At 58.9% G+C, this 15,191-nt stretch carries 14 protein-coding genes and 2 tRNA genes; 15 read left to right on the forward strand and 1 reads right to left on the reverse strand.

What is annotated here, in order from left to right:
* The first annotated feature begins 87 nt into the window (after nt 1–87).
* From dnaJ to OH720_RS03525, 6 genes are all read left to right on the forward strand, one after another.
* A complete protein-coding gene (dnaJ, locus tag OH720_RS03500) occupies nt 88–1,212 on the forward strand; it encodes a molecular chaperone DnaJ (protein WP_008057397.1) in 1,125 nt (374 codons plus the stop codon).
* 10 nt (nt 1,213–1,222) lie between these two features.
* Nucleotides 1,223–2,026 (forward strand): 4-hydroxy-tetrahydrodipicolinate reductase, encoded by an 804-nt coding sequence (dapB, locus tag OH720_RS03505; protein WP_008057399.1) that lies wholly within the window; start codon nt 1,223–1,225, stop codon nt 2,024–2,026.
* Nucleotides 2,027–2,285: 259 nt separating this feature from the next.
* Nucleotides 2,286–3,422, forward strand: a complete 1,137-nt coding sequence (gene carA, locus OH720_RS03510) for a glutamine-hydrolyzing carbamoyl-phosphate synthase small subunit (RefSeq protein ID WP_008057400.1) — start codon at nt 2,286–2,288, stop codon at nt 3,420–3,422.
* Nucleotides 3,423–3,540: 118 nt separating this feature from the next.
* Nucleotides 3,541–6,762: a carbamoyl-phosphate synthase large subunit gene (gene carB, locus OH720_RS03515; RefSeq protein WP_008057401.1), complete on the forward strand. Its 3,222-nt coding sequence runs from the start codon at nt 3,541–3,543 to the stop codon at nt 6,760–6,762.
* 2 nt (nt 6,763–6,764) lie between these two features.
* A complete protein-coding gene (gene greA / locus OH720_RS03520; RefSeq protein WP_032831479.1) occupies nt 6,765–7,241 on the forward strand; it encodes a transcription elongation factor GreA in 477 nt (158 codons plus the stop codon).
* A 28-nt stretch (nt 7,242–7,269) separates the two neighbouring features.
* Nucleotides 7,270–7,674 (forward strand): MFS transporter, encoded by a 405-nt coding sequence (locus OH720_RS03525; RefSeq protein ID WP_272604583.1) that lies wholly within the window; start codon nt 7,270–7,272, stop codon nt 7,672–7,674.
* A 9-nt stretch (nt 7,675–7,683) separates the two neighbouring features.
* Here the strand turns inward: OH720_RS03525 and OH720_RS03530 are convergent, their stop codons facing one another.
* Nucleotides 7,684–7,992, reverse strand: a complete 309-nt coding sequence (locus OH720_RS03530; RefSeq protein WP_008057408.1) for a YhbY family RNA-binding protein — start codon at nt 7,990–7,992, stop codon at nt 7,684–7,686.
* Nucleotides 7,993–8,093: 101 nt separating this feature from the next.
* Here OH720_RS03530 and rlmE point away from each other — a divergent pair, with 101 nt between their 5' ends.
* From rlmE to rimP, 9 genes are all read left to right on the forward strand, one after another.
* Nucleotides 8,094–8,723 carry a 23S rRNA (uridine(2552)-2'-O)-methyltransferase RlmE gene (rlmE, locus tag OH720_RS03535; protein ID WP_008057410.1) on the forward strand — a complete coding sequence of 210 codons (630 nt, stop codon included), beginning with the start codon at nt 8,094–8,096 and terminating at the stop codon, nt 8,721–8,723.
* Nucleotides 8,724–8,924: 201 nt separating this feature from the next.
* Nucleotides 8,925–10,835 carry an ATP-dependent zinc metalloprotease FtsH gene (gene ftsH, locus OH720_RS03540; protein WP_032831476.1) on the forward strand — a complete coding sequence of 637 codons (1,911 nt, stop codon included), beginning with the start codon at nt 8,925–8,927 and terminating at the stop codon, nt 10,833–10,835.
* Nucleotides 10,836–10,843: 8 nt separating this feature from the next.
* Nucleotides 10,844–11,695, forward strand: a complete 852-nt coding sequence (folP, locus tag OH720_RS03545; protein ID WP_272604584.1) for a dihydropteroate synthase — start codon at nt 10,844–10,846, stop codon at nt 11,693–11,695.
* A gap of 15 nt (nt 11,696–11,710) precedes the next feature.
* Nucleotides 11,711–13,048: a phosphoglucosamine mutase gene (glmM, locus tag OH720_RS03550; RefSeq protein WP_272604585.1), complete on the forward strand. Its 1,338-nt coding sequence runs from the start codon at nt 11,711–11,713 to the stop codon at nt 13,046–13,048.
* A 66-nt stretch (nt 13,049–13,114) separates the two neighbouring features.
* Complete coding sequence (gene tpiA, locus OH720_RS03555) at nt 13,115–13,870, forward strand: triose-phosphate isomerase (RefSeq protein WP_272604586.1); 756 nt, start codon at nt 13,115–13,117, stop codon at nt 13,868–13,870.
* Nucleotides 13,871–13,874: 4 nt separating this feature from the next.
* Entirely contained in the window at nt 13,875–14,258 is a 384-nt protein-coding gene (secG, locus tag OH720_RS03560; protein ID WP_017336473.1) for a preprotein translocase subunit SecG, read from the forward strand.
* Between the two features lie 22 nt (nt 14,259–14,280).
* Nucleotides 14,281–14,366: transfer RNA gene (locus OH720_RS03565), tRNA-Leu, on the forward strand.
* Between the two features lie 97 nt (nt 14,367–14,463).
* A tRNA-Met gene (locus OH720_RS03570) sits at nt 14,464–14,540 on the forward strand.
* Between the two features lie 138 nt (nt 14,541–14,678).
* Nucleotides 14,679–15,137 (forward strand): ribosome maturation factor RimP, encoded by a 459-nt coding sequence (gene rimP / locus OH720_RS03575; RefSeq protein ID WP_007915250.1) that lies wholly within the window; start codon nt 14,679–14,681, stop codon nt 15,135–15,137.
* The last annotated feature ends 54 nt before the right edge of the window (nt 15,138–15,191 follow it).

Raw genomic sequence — 15,191 nt, forward strand, 5'->3', positions numbered from 1 at the left:
AGTTGGGTCCGGGCCTGTATTGGGGCTCAACGAGTTTGACGAGGCTCAGGAGAGGTTTGTCGAACGTCCTCAAGAGTGCAGAGACTTATGGCAAAGCGTGACTATTACGAAGTATTGGGTGTTGAACGAGGCTCAAGCGAGGCGGACCTGAAAAAGGCCTACCGTCGCCTGGCGATGAAGCACCACCCGGACCGTAATCCTGATGACAAGGCATCGGAAGAGATGTTCAAGGAGGCCAACGAGGCCTACGAAGTGCTCTCCGATTCCAGCAAGCGTGCGGCATACGACCAGTACGGCCATGCCGGTGTCGACCCGAGCATGGGTGGCGGCGGTGCCGGTTTCGGCGGTCAGAATTTCTCCGACATCTTTGGTGATGTCTTCAGCGACTTCTTCGGTGGCGGTCGCGGTGGTTCCCGTGGCGGCGCCCAGCGTGGCAGCGACTTGCGCTACACCCTGGAGCTGAACCTGGAAGAAGCGGTGCGTGGCACCAGCGTGAATATCCGCGTTCCGACATTGGTCAACTGCAAGCCGTGCGACGGCTCGGGTGCCAAGAAAGGCTCTTCGCCGGTGACCTGCCCGACCTGTGGCGGTATCGGCCAGGTGCGCATGCAGCAAGGCTTCTTCTCGGTGCAGCAAACCTGCCCGCGTTGCCATGGTCAGGGCAAGATCATTTCCGACCCTTGCGACTCCTGCCATGGCGAAGGTCGTGTCGAAGAGTACAAGACCCTGTCGGTCAAAGTGCCGGCCGGTGTCGATACCGGTGATCGCATTCGCCTGTCGGGCGAGGGCGAGGCGGGTGCCCAAGGCGGGCCGACCGGCGATCTGTACGTGGTGATCAACGTGCGCGAGCACTCGATCTTCCAGCGCGACGGCAAGCATCTGTTCTGCGAAGTGCCTATCAGCTTCGTCGATGCGGCGCTGGGTGGCGAACTGGAGATTCCGACCCTCGATGGTCGGGTCAAGCTGAAGATCCCTGAAGGGACTCAGACCGGCAAGCAGTTCCGCGTGCGTGGCAAAGGCGTTGCGCCTGTGCGTGGCGGCGGTGCGGGTGACTTGATGTGCCGTGTGGCAGTTGAGACGCCGGTCAACCTGAGCCGTCGTCAGCGTGAAATGCTCGAAGAGTTCCGCAACTCCCTGGCGGACGACAACAGTCATTCCCCGAAAACCACGGGCTGGTTCGAAGGCGTGAAGCGCTTCTTCGGCGATTTGTAAGGAGACAGGCATGCGACGTATAGCTGTGATGGGCGCCGCCGGGCGCATGGGCAAAACTCTGATCGAAGCCGTGCAGCAAGCACCGGGTGCCGGCCTGACGGCGGCAGTGGATCGTCCTGACAGTACGCTGGTCGGCGCGGACGCCGGTGAGCTGGCGGCTATCGGTCGTATCGGCGTGCCGTTGTCGGGCGATCTGGATCGTGTGGTCGATGAATTCGACGTGCTGATCGACTTCACCCATCCGACGGTGACCCTGAAGAACCTCGCTTTCTGCCGCAAGCACAACAAGGCGATGATCATCGGCACTACCGGCTTCAGTGTTGAAGAGAAGCAGTTGCTGGCAGAGGCGGGCAAGGATATCCCGATCGTCTTCGCAGCCAACTTCAGCGTCGGTGTAAACCTGTGCCTGAAGCTGCTCGACACCGCCGCTCGCGTGCTGGGTGACGATGTCGATATCGAGATCACCGAAGCTCACCATCGGCATAAAGTCGATGCGCCGTCCGGTACGGCCGTGCGCATGGGTGAAGTGATTGCCGATGCCCTGGGTCGCGACCTGAAGAAAGTCGCGGTTTACGGTCGTGAGGGCCAGACCGGTGCTCGCGAGCGCGAGACCATCGGTTTTGCCACGGTACGCGCTGGTGACATCGTGGGCGATCACACCGTACTGTTCGCCGCTGACGGTGAGCGTGTCGAGATCACTCACAAGGCCTCCAGTCGCATGACCTTCGCCAAGGGTGCGGTACGTGCTGCTTTGTGGCTCGACGGACGTGAAGCGGGTCTTTACGACATGCAAGACGTGCTCGACCTGCGGTAAGATGCACCCGAAATCGGGCTCGCGCACAGCGTTTGAGCCCGGTTTTACCCCGCCAAGCGACGTCCTGTCGCATTCTCCAGCCTTTAAGGCTCATTGGCGGTAGACCAAAAATGCCTTTTTCTGTAAGCTACAGCTTTAGTGTGTCCACTAAAAGCGCGCAGAATAATTCAGTGAAGAAGCGGGGTGACGTGTCCATACGTCACTCCGCTTTTTTACAACCTGCGATCGCCCTTTCAGGCTTTATTTACGGGAGGTCTTCTTGACTAAGCCAGCCATACTCGCCCTTGCTGATGGCAGCATTTTTCGCGGCGAAGCCATTGGAGCCGACGGTCAAACCGTTGGTGAGGTGGTGTTCAACACCGCAATGACCGGCTATCAGGAAATCCTTACCGATCCTTCCTACGCCCAACAAATCGTTACCCTGACTTACCCGCACATCGGCAACACCGGCACCACGCCGGAAGACGCCGAATCCAACCGCGTCTGGTCTGCCGGCCTGGTCATCCGTGACTTGCCACTGGTGGCGAGCAACTGGCGTAACACGATGTCCCTGTCCGACTACCTGAAGGCCAACAACGTTGTGGCCATCGCCGGTATCGACACCCGCCGCCTGACGCGCATCCTGCGTGAAAAAGGTGCGCAGAACGGTTGCATCATGGCCGGTGACAACATTTCCGAAGAAGCCGCCATCGCCGCTGCCCAGGGCTTCCCTGGCCTCAAAGGCATGGACCTGGCAAAAGTCGTCAGCACCACTGAGAAATACGAGTGGCGTTCGACTGTCTGGGATCTGAAAACCGACAGCCACGCGACCATCGAAGCCTCCGAGCTGCCATACCACGTGGTCGCCTACGACTACGGCGTCAAGGTGAACATCCTGCGCATGCTGGTCGAGCGTGGTTGCCGCGTGACCGTGGTGCCTGCACAGACGCCTGCCGCCGAAGCGCTGGCCCTGAAGCCGGACGGCGTGTTCCTGTCCAACGGCCCTGGCGATCCTGAGCCTTGCGACTACGCGATCCAGGCGATCAAGGACGTGCTGGAAACCGAGATCCCGGTATTCGGTATCTGCCTCGGTCACCAACTGCTGGCCCTGGCCTCCGGCGCCAAGACCCTGAAAATGGGTCACGGCCACCACGGTGCCAACCACCCTGTCCAGGACCTGGACTCTGGCGTTGTGATGATCACCAGCCAGAACCACGGTTTCGCGGTAGACGAAGCGACCCTGCCTGCCAACGTTCGCGCGATTCACAAATCGCTGTTCGACGGCACCCTGCAAGGGATCGAGCGTACCGACAAGAGCGCCTTCAGCTTCCAGGGTCACCCTGAAGCCAGCCCTGGCCCGAACGACGTAGCACCTCTGTTCGATCGCTTCATCAACGAGATGGCCAAGCGACGCTGATCGCTCGCCCTGATGTTGCAAAGCTTGAGGGCGGTCCCGAGATCGGCGACCCCCTCAAGTCTTCACAGATTGAACAAGACGGCTTGCCGACTGACCTGCGGATTTGAGTGACAAACCCATGCCAAAACGTACAGACATTAAAAGCATCCTGATTCTCGGCGCTGGCCCGATCGTGATCGGCCAGGCCTGCGAATTCGACTACTCCGGCGCCCAGGCCTGCAAAGCCCTGCGCGAAGAGGGCTACCGCGTCATCCTGGTGAACTCCAACCCGGCCACCATCATGACCGATCCGGCCATGGCCGACGCCACCTACATCGAGCCGATCAAGTGGCAGACCGTTGCCAAGATCATCGAGAAGGAGCGTCCGGACGCGCTGCTGCCAACCATGGGCGGCCAGACGGCTCTGAACTGCGCCCTGGACCTGGAGCGCGAAGGCGTCCTGGAGAAGTTCGGCGTAGAAATGATCGGTGCCAACGCCGACACCATCGACAAGGCTGAAGACCGTTCGCGCTTCGACAAGGCGATGAAATCCATCGGCCTGGCGTGCCCGCGTTCCGGCATCGCCCACAGCATGGAAGAGGCCAATGCGGTCCTCGAGAAGCTGGGCTTCCCATGCATCATCCGTCCGTCCTTCACCATGGGCGGCACCGGTGGTGGTATCGCCTACAACCGTGAAGAGTTCGAAGAAATCTGCGCCCGTGGTCTGGACCTGTCGCCGACCAAAGAGCTGCTGATCGACGAATCGCTGATCGGCTGGAAAGAATATGAAATGGAAGTTGTCCGTGACAAAAAGGACAACTGCATCATCGTCTGCTCCATCGAAAACTTTGACCCGATGGGCGTGCACACCGGTGACTCGATCACCGTGGCACCGGCACAGACCCTGACCGACAAGGAATACCAGATCCTGCGTAACGCCTCCCTGGCGGTACTGCGTGAGATCGGCGTGGAAACCGGTGGTTCGAACGTGCAGTTCGGCATCTGCCCGAACACCGGCCGCATGGTCGTGATCGAGATGAACCCGCGCGTATCCCGTTCCTCGGCACTGGCCTCGAAAGCCACCGGTTTCCCGATCGCCAAGGTCGCGGCTAAGCTGGCTGTGGGCTACACCCTGGACGAACTGTCGAACGACATCACCGGCGGCAAGACCCCGGCGTCCTTCGAGCCGTCCATCGACTACGTCGTGACCAAGCTGCCACGTTTCGCCTTCGAGAAATTCGCCAAGGCTGACGCGCGCCTGACCACTCAGATGAAATCGGTCGGTGAAGTCATGGCCATCGGCCGTACCTTCCAGGAATCCCTGCAGAAAGCCCTGCGCGGCCTGGAAGTGGGTGTTTGCGGTCTGGACGAGAAGGTTGACCTGAGCAATCCGGAAAGCATGAGCGTCCTCAAGCGCGAACTGACCGTGCCGGGCGCCGAGCGTATCTGGTACGTGGCGGACGCGATGCGCGCCGGCATGAGCGTTGAAGACATCTTCGGCATGACCATGATCGACCCTTGGTTCCTGGTGCAGATGGAAGATCTGATCAAGGACGAAGAGAAGGTCAAGACCCTGGGTCTGACCAGCATCGACCGCGACCTGATGTTCCGCCTCAAGCGCAAGGGCTTCTCCGACATGCGCCTGGCCAAGCTGCTGGGTGTGACCGAGAAGAGCCTGCGTGCCCATCGTCACAAGCTGGACATCTTCCCGGTCTACAAGCGCGTCGACACCTGCGCCGCCGAGTTCGCCACTGATACCGCGTACCTGTACTCCACGTACGAAGAAGAGTGCGAAGCCGCGCCGTCGGGCCGCGACAAGATCATGATCCTGGGTGGCGGTCCTAACCGTATCGGCCAGGGCATCGAGTTCGACTACTGCTGCGTACACGCGGCACTGGCCCTGCGCGATGACGGTTACGAGACCATCATGGTCAACTGCAACCCGGAAACCGTTTCCACCGACTACGACACCTCCGATCGCCTGTACTTCGAGCCAGTGACCCTGGAAGACGTGCTGGAAATCGTCCGCGTCGAGAAGCCAAAAGGCGTGATCGTCCAGTACGGCGGCCAGACCCCGCTGAAACTGGCTCGTGCCCTGGAAGCTGCTGGCGTGCCGATCATCGGTACCAGCCCTGACGCCATCGACCGTGCTGAAGACCGTGAGCGCTTCCAGCAAATGGTCCAGCGCCTGAACCTGCGTCAGCCGCCAAACGCCACCGTGCGCAGCGAAGACGAAGCGATTCGTGCTGCCGCGAAGATCGGTTACCCGCTGGTGGTGCGTCCGTCCTATGTACTGGGCGGACGTGCGATGGAAATCGTCTACGAAGAAGAAGAACTCAAGCGCTACCTGCGTGAAGCGGTTCAAGTGTCCAACGACAGCCCGGTGCTGCTGGACCACTTCCTCAACTGCGCCATCGAAATGGACGTGGATGCGGTCTGCGACGGTAAAGACGTGGTGATCGGCGCGATCATGCAGCACATCGAGCAGGCCGGCGTTCACTCCGGTGACTCCGCGTGCTCGCTGCCGCCGTACTCGCTGCCAGCGCACATCCAGGACGAGATGCGCGAACAGGTCAAGAAAATGGCCCTGGAACTGGGCGTAGTCGGCCTGATGAACGTACAGTTGGCGCTGCAAGGCGAAGACATCTACGTCATCGAAGTCAACCCGCGCGCCTCGCGTACCGTACCGTTCGTGTCCAAGTGCATCGGTGTTTCCCTGGCGATGATCGCAGCCCGCGTGATGGCCGGTAAAACCCTGAAGGAACTGGGTTTCACCAAGGAAATCATTCCGAACTTCTACAGCGTGAAAGAGGCGGTGTTCCCGTTCGCCAAATTCCCTGGCGTTGACCCGATCCTCGGCCCAGAAATGAAGTCCACCGGTGAAGTGATGGGCGTGGGCGACACCTTCGGTGAAGCATTCGCCAAGGCCCAGATGGGCGCCAGTGAAGTGCTGCCGACCGGCGGTACTGCGTTCATCAGCGTGCGTGATGACGACAAGCCACTGGTTGCAGGCGTGGCCCGTGATCTGATCAACTTGGGCTTTGAAGTGGTTGCCACTGCCGGTACTGCCAAGCTGATCGAAGCCGCAGGCCTGAAAGTGCGCCGCGTGAACAAGGTGACCGAAGGGCGTCCGCACGTAGTCGACATGATCAAGAATGACGAAGTCACCCTGATCATCAACACTACCGAAGGCCGTCAGTCTATCGCTGACTCCTATTCCATTCGTCGCAATGCCCTGCAGCACAAGATCTACTGCACCACCACCATTGCTGCTGGCGAAGCGATCTGCGAAGCGTTGAAGTTCGGTCCCGAGAAGACCGTACGCCGCTTGCAGGATCTACACGCAGGATTGAAGGCATGAGCATAACGAAGTACCCGATGACCGTTCAGGGCGCTCGCGCCCTGGAAGAAGAACATGCTCACCTGACCAAGGTCGTTCGTCCGAAGCTCAGCCAGGACATCGGTACGGCCCGCGAGTTGGGTGACTTGAAGGAAAACGCCGAATACCACGCTGCCCGCGAGCAGCAGGGTATGGTCGAGGCGCGGATTCGTGACATCGAAGGCCGGATTCAGAATCAGGTCATCATCGACGTCACAACCATTCCTCACACTGGCAAGGTTATCTTCGGCACCACCGTCGAAATCGCCAACGTCGAGACTGATGAAAGCGTCACTTACCACATCGTGGGTGAGGATGAGGCTGACTTCAAACTCGGCAAGATTTCGGTCGGTTCACCCTTGGCCCGAGCCTTGATCGGCAAGGAAGAGGGTGATGTGGTCGTCGTCAAAACGCCTGGTGGCGTTATCGAGTACGAGATTGTCGAAGTCCGTCACATCTGAAGTAAGGCGCCCGCTGAATGCGGGCGCCATGCTCTGGCAGCTGGCCCAGATGTTGTGGGTCGGCGGTCTGTGGCTGGTGCATCTTGGTTTGCAGCCGGTGTTGGGCCGAATTGGCCTGGCGCCGTTGCTGATCGAAGAGATCGCCGGCATGTTCGAGACCATGGTGGTGGGGTTTGCCACCGTGTGCGTGATCTTTCAGGCTTTGGTGCTGGTACAGGCCAAGGGCCTTGCCAGTCTATGGCGGGATTTTCGTGGGCAGGTTCTGCTGATCGCGTTGTGCGCCTGTGCGATGTTTGTCGTCGTGGGTATCGGCTGGCCGAATGCGCAGCGCTGGCAGGTGTTCAGCTATCTGGTCCTGGGGTTCTCGGGGCTGGTCCTGGTCATGCAACCGGTGCCTGGATGGAGTGGCAGGGTGCGCGAAGCACACCCTTGACCCTTGTCATCACTTGAAGCGATGGACGTTCGACAGCTGCTTGTTGACGCTGAAGTTCTTGCGGTAAATCAGTGCCATCTTGCCGATGACCTGAACCAGATCCGCTTTACCAACCTTGCACAGCTCGGCAATGTTTGCCAGGCGCGATTCGCGATCGAGGATGTTGAGCTTGATCTTGATCAGCTCGTGATCCGCCAAAGCGCGTTCAAGTTCGGCTAACACACCTTCAGTCAAACCGTTGTCAGCCACAATCAATACTGGTTTCAGATGGTGGCCAATGGATTTGTACTGTTTCTTCTGCTCTTGAGTGAGCGGCATAATCTGACCCTTTCGTCTGGATTCTGTAAAATGGCGGCCATTTTACCCGAGGGTTCGTGGATCCGCCCAACTAATCACGACCCTTATCATCGAGGTGCCCAATGGCGCGTTCCAAGACAAGCCTTGGTTGGCTGAAAAGACATGTCAATGATCCCTATGTGAAGCAGGCGCAGAAGGATGGCTACCGCTCGCGTGCGAGTTACAAGCTTCTGGAGGTCCAGGAGAAATACAAGCTGATCCGTCCGGGTATGACCGTTGTCGACCTGGGGGCGGCGCCCGGTGGCTGGTCGCAGGTCACTAGCCGGCTGATCGGTGGGCAGGGGCGCCTGATCGCCTCGGACATCCTGGAAATGGACAGCATTCCGGACGTGACTTTCATCCAGGGTGACTTCACCCAGGACGAAGTGCTCGCTCAGATCCTGGACGCCGTGGGTAATTCGCCGGTGGACCTTGTGATTTCCGATATGGCCCCCAATATGAGTGGTACGCCTGCCGTAGATATGCCCAAAGCCATGTTTCTTTGCGAGCTGGCGCTTGATCTGGCGGCCCGGATACTCAAGCCGGGTGGTAATTTCGTGATCAAGGTTTTTCAGGGCGAAGGGTTTGATGCTTACGTGAAGGACGCTCGTCAGAAATTCGACAAGGTCCAGATGATCAAGCCGGACTCTTCCCGTGGCAGTTCCCGCGAGCAATACATGCTGGCTTGGGGCTACCGCGGCCGGAGTGAATAAAGCGGTTTTTTTTGCGGGGCGATAGGAATTTCGTATTTCGCCCTGTGGGAAATTGCGAATATTGTGTAGGAAGTGTTTCACAAAGGGTTACAGACGGCGCCTGCCAGAGTTGTAGGTAATGTAGTAAGTTAGGCCGGTGAATATCATGCGAAGCGCGCGCCAACAGCGGCGCTTGCTTCAGAGGGTAGTTAATTGAACGATATGGCAAAGAATCTGATCCTGTGGTTGATCATCGCGGCTGTCCTGGTGACAGTGATGAACAACTTCTCCAGCCCTAACGAGCCGCAGACCCTCAACTATTCCGACTTCATCCAGCAGGTCAAGGATGGCAAGGTCGAGCGCGTGGCGGTTGATGGCTACGTGATTACCGGCAAGCGCAACGATGGCGACAGCTTCAAGACCATTCGTCCGGCGATCCAGGACAATGGCCTGATCGGCGACCTGGTGGACAACCATGTCGTGGTCGAAGGCAAGCAGCCTGAACAGCAAAGCATCTGGACCCAGCTCCTGGTTGCGAGCTTCCCGATCCTGGTGATCATCGCCGTGTTCATGTTCTTCATGCGGCAGATGCAGGGCGGTGCTGGTGGCAAGGGCGGGCCGATGAGCTTCGGCAAGAGCAAGGCGCGCCTGCTCTCCGAAGATCAGGTGAAAACCACCCTGGCAGACGTTGCCGGTTGCGACGAAGCCAAGGAAGAAGTGGGTGAGCTGGTCGAGTTCCTGCGTGATCCTGGCAAGTTCCAGCGCCTGGGCGGCCGCATTCCTCGCGGCGTGCTGATGGTCGGTCCTCCGGGTACCGGTAAAACCCTGTTGGCCAAGGCGATTGCCGGCGAAGCCAAGGTGCCTTTCTTTACCATTTCCGGTTCCGATTTCGTCGAGATGTTCGTCGGTGTCGGTGCCAGCCGTGTTCGCGACATGTTCGAGCAGGCCAAGAAACACGCACCATGCATCATCTTCATCGATGAAATCGACGCCGTCGGTCGCCACCGTGGTGCTGGCATGGGTGGTGGTCACGACGAACGCGAGCAGACTCTCAACCAGTTGCTGGTGGAGATGGACGGTTTCGAAATGAACGACGGCATCATCGTGATCGCCGCGACCAACCGTCCAGACGTACTGGACCCTGCGCTGCTGCGTCCGGGCCGTTTCGACCGTCAGGTCGTGGTCGGTCTGCCGGATATCCGTGGTCGCGAACAGATTCTCAAGGTCCACATGCGCAAAGTGCCAATGGGTGATGACGTCGCTCCGGCGGTGATCGCTCGTGGTACGCCTGGTTTCTCCGGTGCCGACCTGGCCAACCTGGTCAACGAAGCTTCGTTGTTCGCTGCCCGTGCCGGCAAGCGCATCGTCGAAATGAAAGAGTTCGAACTGGCCAAGGACAAGATCATGATGGGCGCCGAGCGCAAATCCATGGTTATGTCCGAGAAAGAGAAACAGAACACCGCTTATCACGAAGCTGGTCACGCCATTGTCGGTCGCGTCGTGCCTGAGCATGATCCAGTGTACAAGGTCTCGATCATCCCGCGCGGTCGTGCGCTGGGCGTGACCATGTTCCTGCCGGAAGAAGATCGCTACAGCCTGTCCAAGCGCGCGCTGATCAGCCAGATCTGCTCGCTCTACGGTGGCCGTATCGCCGAAGAAATGACCTTGGGCTTCGATGGCGTCACCACCGGTGCGTCCAACGACATCATGCGCGCCAGCCAGATTGCACGGAACATGGTGACCAAGTGGGGTCTTTCCGAAAAACTCGGTCCGCTGATGTACGCTGAAGAGGAAGGTGAAGTGTTCCTCGGTCGCGGCGGCGGTGGCCAGGCTGCAAGTTTCTCCGGTGAGACAGCCAAGCTGATCGACTCCGAGGTGCGCAGCATCATCGACCAGTGCTACGGCACCGCCAAGCAGATCCTCACGGACAACCGTGACAAGCTCGACGCCATGGCCGATGCCCTGATGAAGTATGAAACCATCGATGCAGAGCAGATCGACGACATCATGGCTGGACGCACACCGCGCGAGCCTCGCGACTGGTCGGGTGGTACGGGTACGTCCGGTACGCCTCCAGCGGTGCAGGGTGAACGTCCGGAAACACCTATCGGCGGTCCCGCTGCTGACGTTTAAGGTTTGAAATGACTTTTGTTCAGTCCTCGACCCGGTTGCCTTGCGGCAACCGGGTTCTTGATTTGGCCCAGACGCATGTCATGGGCATTCTCAATGTCACTCCCGACTCTTTCTCCGATGGTGGTCAGTTCAGCCAGCTCGATGCGGCGTTGCGCCATGCCGAGGCCATGGTCGCGGCGGGCGCCACATTGATCGATGTCGGCGGCGAGTCCACGCGCCCGGGCGCCAGGGCGGTTTCACCGCTCGAAGAGCTCGAGCGCGTGGCGCCGATCGTCGAGCGGATCCACCGTGAGCTGGATGTAATCATCTCGGTTGATACCTCCACCCCCGTCGTCATGCGCGAAGCGGCGCGACTGGGGGCGGGCCTGATCAACGACGTGCGCTCGTTGCGTCGCGAAGGTGCGCTGGATGCGGCAGCGGCTACCGGCTTGCCCGTTTGCCTCATGCATATGCTCGGTGAGCCGGGTGACATGCAGGACAGCCCGCACTACCAGGACGTCACCCAAGAGGTGGGCGAGTTTCTTGCCGAACGCATGGTTCAATGCGCCGCGGTGGGGATTACAGCTGACCGGATCATTCTCGATCCGGGTTTTGGCTTCGCAAAAAACCTGCAGCACAATCTAAGCTTGTTCAAGCACATGGAAGCCTTGCATGCCTTGGGGCGCCCGTTGTTGGTTGGGGTGTCGCGAAAGAGCATGATCGGCCAGGCGTTGAGTCGCCCCGTGGGTGAGCGCCTGTATGGCGGTCTTGCCCTCGCGGCGCTGGCAGCGCACAAGGGCGCGCGTATATTGCGTGTCCATGACGTAGCTGAAACAGTTGATGTGGTGAAGATGATCGCCGCAGTGGAATCAGCCGAATAAGAATATGGAGTACTTATGACTAAAAAATATTTTGGCACCGACGGCATTCGCGGTCGGGTCGGCGTGTATCCGATCACTCCTGACTTCATGCTCAAGCTGGGCTGGGCTGCCGGCATGGCGTTTCGCAAGATGGGCGCTTGCAAGGTACTGGTCGGCAAGGACACGCGGATTTCCGGGTACATGTTCGAATCGGCACTCGAGGCCGGGCTGACGTCGGCGGGTGCCGACGTGATGCTCCTGGGCCCGATGCCGACGCCGGCCATCGCCTACCTGACGCGTACCTTTCATGCTGAAGCCGGCATCGTGATCAGTGCTTCGCACAATCCCCATGACGACAATGGCATCAAGTTTTTCTCCGGGAAGGGCACCAAGCTTCCCGATGAAATCGAGCACATGATCGAAGAGCTGCTCGATACCCCGATGACCGTGGTTGAGTCGAGCAAGATCGGCAAGGTCTCGCGAATCAACGACGCCTCTGGTCGCTATATCGAATTCTGCAAGAGTAGCGTGCCGACTGGCACCAGCTTTTCCGGTCTGAAAATCGTCATCGATTGCGCCCATGGTGCCGTGTACAAGGTGGCGCCGAGCGTGTTCCGCGAGCTGGGTGCCGAGGTCGTGGTCCTGTCCGCGCATCCCAATGGCCTGAACATCAACGACAACTGCGGTTCGACCCATATGGGTCCACTGCAGGCTGCCGTGTTGGCCGAGCATGCGGACCTGGGTATCGCGTTCGACGGTGATGGCGATCGGGTACTGATGGTTGATCACACCGGTGCCGTCGTCGATGGCGATGAGCTGCTGTACATCATTGCTCGCGATCTGCATGAGCAAGGCAAGCTGCAAGGCGGTGTGGTCGGCACGTTGATGAGCAACCTGGGGCTGGAGCTCGCCCTGGCGGACCTGGCGATTCCCTTTGTGCGCGCCAACGTCGGTGACCGTTATGTGATCGCCGATCTGCTGGAGCGCAACTGGCTGGTGGGTGGCGAGAACTCGGGGCATATCGTGTGCTTCAATCACACCACCACCGGTGACGCGATCATCGCTGCGCTGCAGGTGCTGATGGCGCTGCAGACTCGTTCACAGGGGCTGGCAGAGGCGCGTCAGGCGTTGCGCAAGTGTCCTCAGGTATTGATCAATGTGCGTTTCGGTGGCGGTGCAAACCCGCTCGAGCATGCATCGGTCAAGGAAGCCAGCGAGCGTGTCACCCGGGCCATGGCGGGTCGCGGGCGCGTGTTGTTGCGCAAGTCCGGGACAGAGCCGCTGGTGCGTGTAATGGTCGAAGGCGAAGACGAAAAGCAGGTTCGCGCCTACGCCGAAGAGCTGGCAAAACTGGTTACTGAAGTTTCTGCCTGAATTCGGCTTGCCAGCCTCGATTGTGTTGGGTAACATCTGCGCCCACTTTGACCGACGAGGTACAGCATGCGTCGCCCTATGGTAGCTGGTAACTGGAAGATGCACGGTACCCGCGCCAGCGTCGCTGAGCTGATCAACGGCCTACGTGACTTGGCCTTGCCGAGCGGTGTTGAAGTAGCGGTATTCCCGCCTTTGTTGCATATCAGCCAAGTGGTTGATGGCTTGAAAGGAAAGCCGGTTTCGATCGGCGCGCAGAATTCTGCGGTGGAAGTCGGACAAGGCGCACTGACCGGTGAGGTCTCGCCAAGTCAGTTGGTGGATGCAGGTTGTTCCCTGGTGCTTGTCGGGCACTCCGAACGCCGCCAGTTAATGGGCGAGCAGGACGAAGTGCTGGTTCGCAAGTTTGCAGCGGCTCAGGCAAGTGGCCTGGTTCCGGTGTTGTGCATAGGGGAGACCCTTGAGCAGCGTGAAGCCGGGAAGACCCTTGAGGTCGTTTCGCAGCAGCTGGGTAGCATCATCGAAGAGCTGGGCGTCGATGTGTTTGCAAAGGCAGTAATCGCTTACGAGCCGGTCTGGGCCATTGGCACCGGGCTGACTGCTTCACCGCAACAGGCGCAGGATGTGCACGCAGCCATTCGCGCACAGTTGGCGGCAGAGAATTCTGAAGTCGCACAAGGTGTGCGGCTTCTATACGGCGGCAGCGTGAAGGCGGCCAATGCGGTCGAACTGTTCGGCATGCCGGATATCGATGGGGGCCTCATTGGTGGGGCTTCCCTGAATGCAGATGAGTTCGGTGCGATTTGTCGCGCCGCGGGAAACTGAAAAAATGCTGGAAACAGTCGTAGTCGTTTTTCATCTGCTGGGTGCATTGGGCGTAGTGGCTCTGGTTTTGCTGCAGCAGGGTAAAGGTGCGGACGCTGGCGCGTCTTTCGGAGCAGGTGCTTCAAATACTGTGTTCGGAAGCCAAGGTTCCTCTACCTTTCTTAGTAAGTTTACTGCTATACTTGCCGCAGGTTTCTTCATAACCAGCTTAGGGTTAGGTTACTTTGCTAAAGAGAAAGCTCACCAGCTGACTCAAGTAGGTTTGCCAAACCCGGCAGTGTTGGAAGTTCCAAAGCAACAACCGGCTTCTGATGATGTCCCGGTGCTTCAAGAGCAAAAGTCGGCTACTCCAGCGACTGACGTACCTCCAGCTCAAGAGCAGAAGTAAGAAGGGTTTCAAACGTAGTATTGCCGAGGTGGTGGAATTGGTAGACACGCAACCTTGAGGTGGTTGTGCCCATAGGGTGTAGGGGTTCGAGTCCCCTTCTCGGTACCAATTAGTCAGGAGAGCCCGCTGTTGCGGGCTTTCTTGCAGGTGGAAGGTTACATTGACCCCGTCGGGGTTCGGTCGTATACTTCCGCCCCAGCTTTGTCGCGGGGTGGAGCAGTCTGGTAGCTCGTCGGGCTCATAACCCGAAGGTCGTCGGTTCAAATCCGGCCCCCGCAACCAGTTTAAGGAGCCCCTTTTCAGGGGCTTTTTGTTAGCTGGACACTTCCAACGCCGCTGTTCGACGGCGTTTCAAGGATGGGCGCTTCGCCCATTTTTTTATTTTGCATAGCATGCACATACATGCACGAGGGGGTTCAGGTGTCGAGCAAGCTAGAAGAGTTGCAGGCCTTGCTGGCCCCGGTGGTCGTGGCCCTAGGCTATGAATGCTGGGGTATCGAGTTTTCGGCTCAGGGTCGTCACTCGATGTTGCGCGTTTATATTGATAAAGAGGGCGGTGTGTTGGTGGACGATTGTGCCATCGTCAGCCGTCAGATCAGCGGTGTGCTGGATGTTGAAGATCCAATCTCCGTTGAATACACCCTCGAAGTTTCCTCGCCAGGCATGGAACGCCCGCTGTTCACTCTTGAGCAGTTTGCAAAATTTGCCGGTGAACAAGTGAAGATCAAGCTGCGCTCGCCTTTTGAAGGACGACGCAACTTTCAGGGCCTTCTGCGCGGTGTAGAAGAGCAGGACGTCGTGGTGCAGGTAGATGACCATGAGTTCCTGTTGCCGATCGATATGATCGACAAGGCCAACATTATTCCCAGTTTTGACTGAGGCGTGCCAGATACTGCGGATCCCGCGGATCCAATGGCTTGCGAAAGGCGAGGC

The sequence above is a fragment of the Pseudomonas sp. WJP1 genome (assembly GCF_028471945.1).
Taxonomy (GTDB): domain Bacteria; phylum Pseudomonadota; class Gammaproteobacteria; order Pseudomonadales; family Pseudomonadaceae; genus Aquipseudomonas.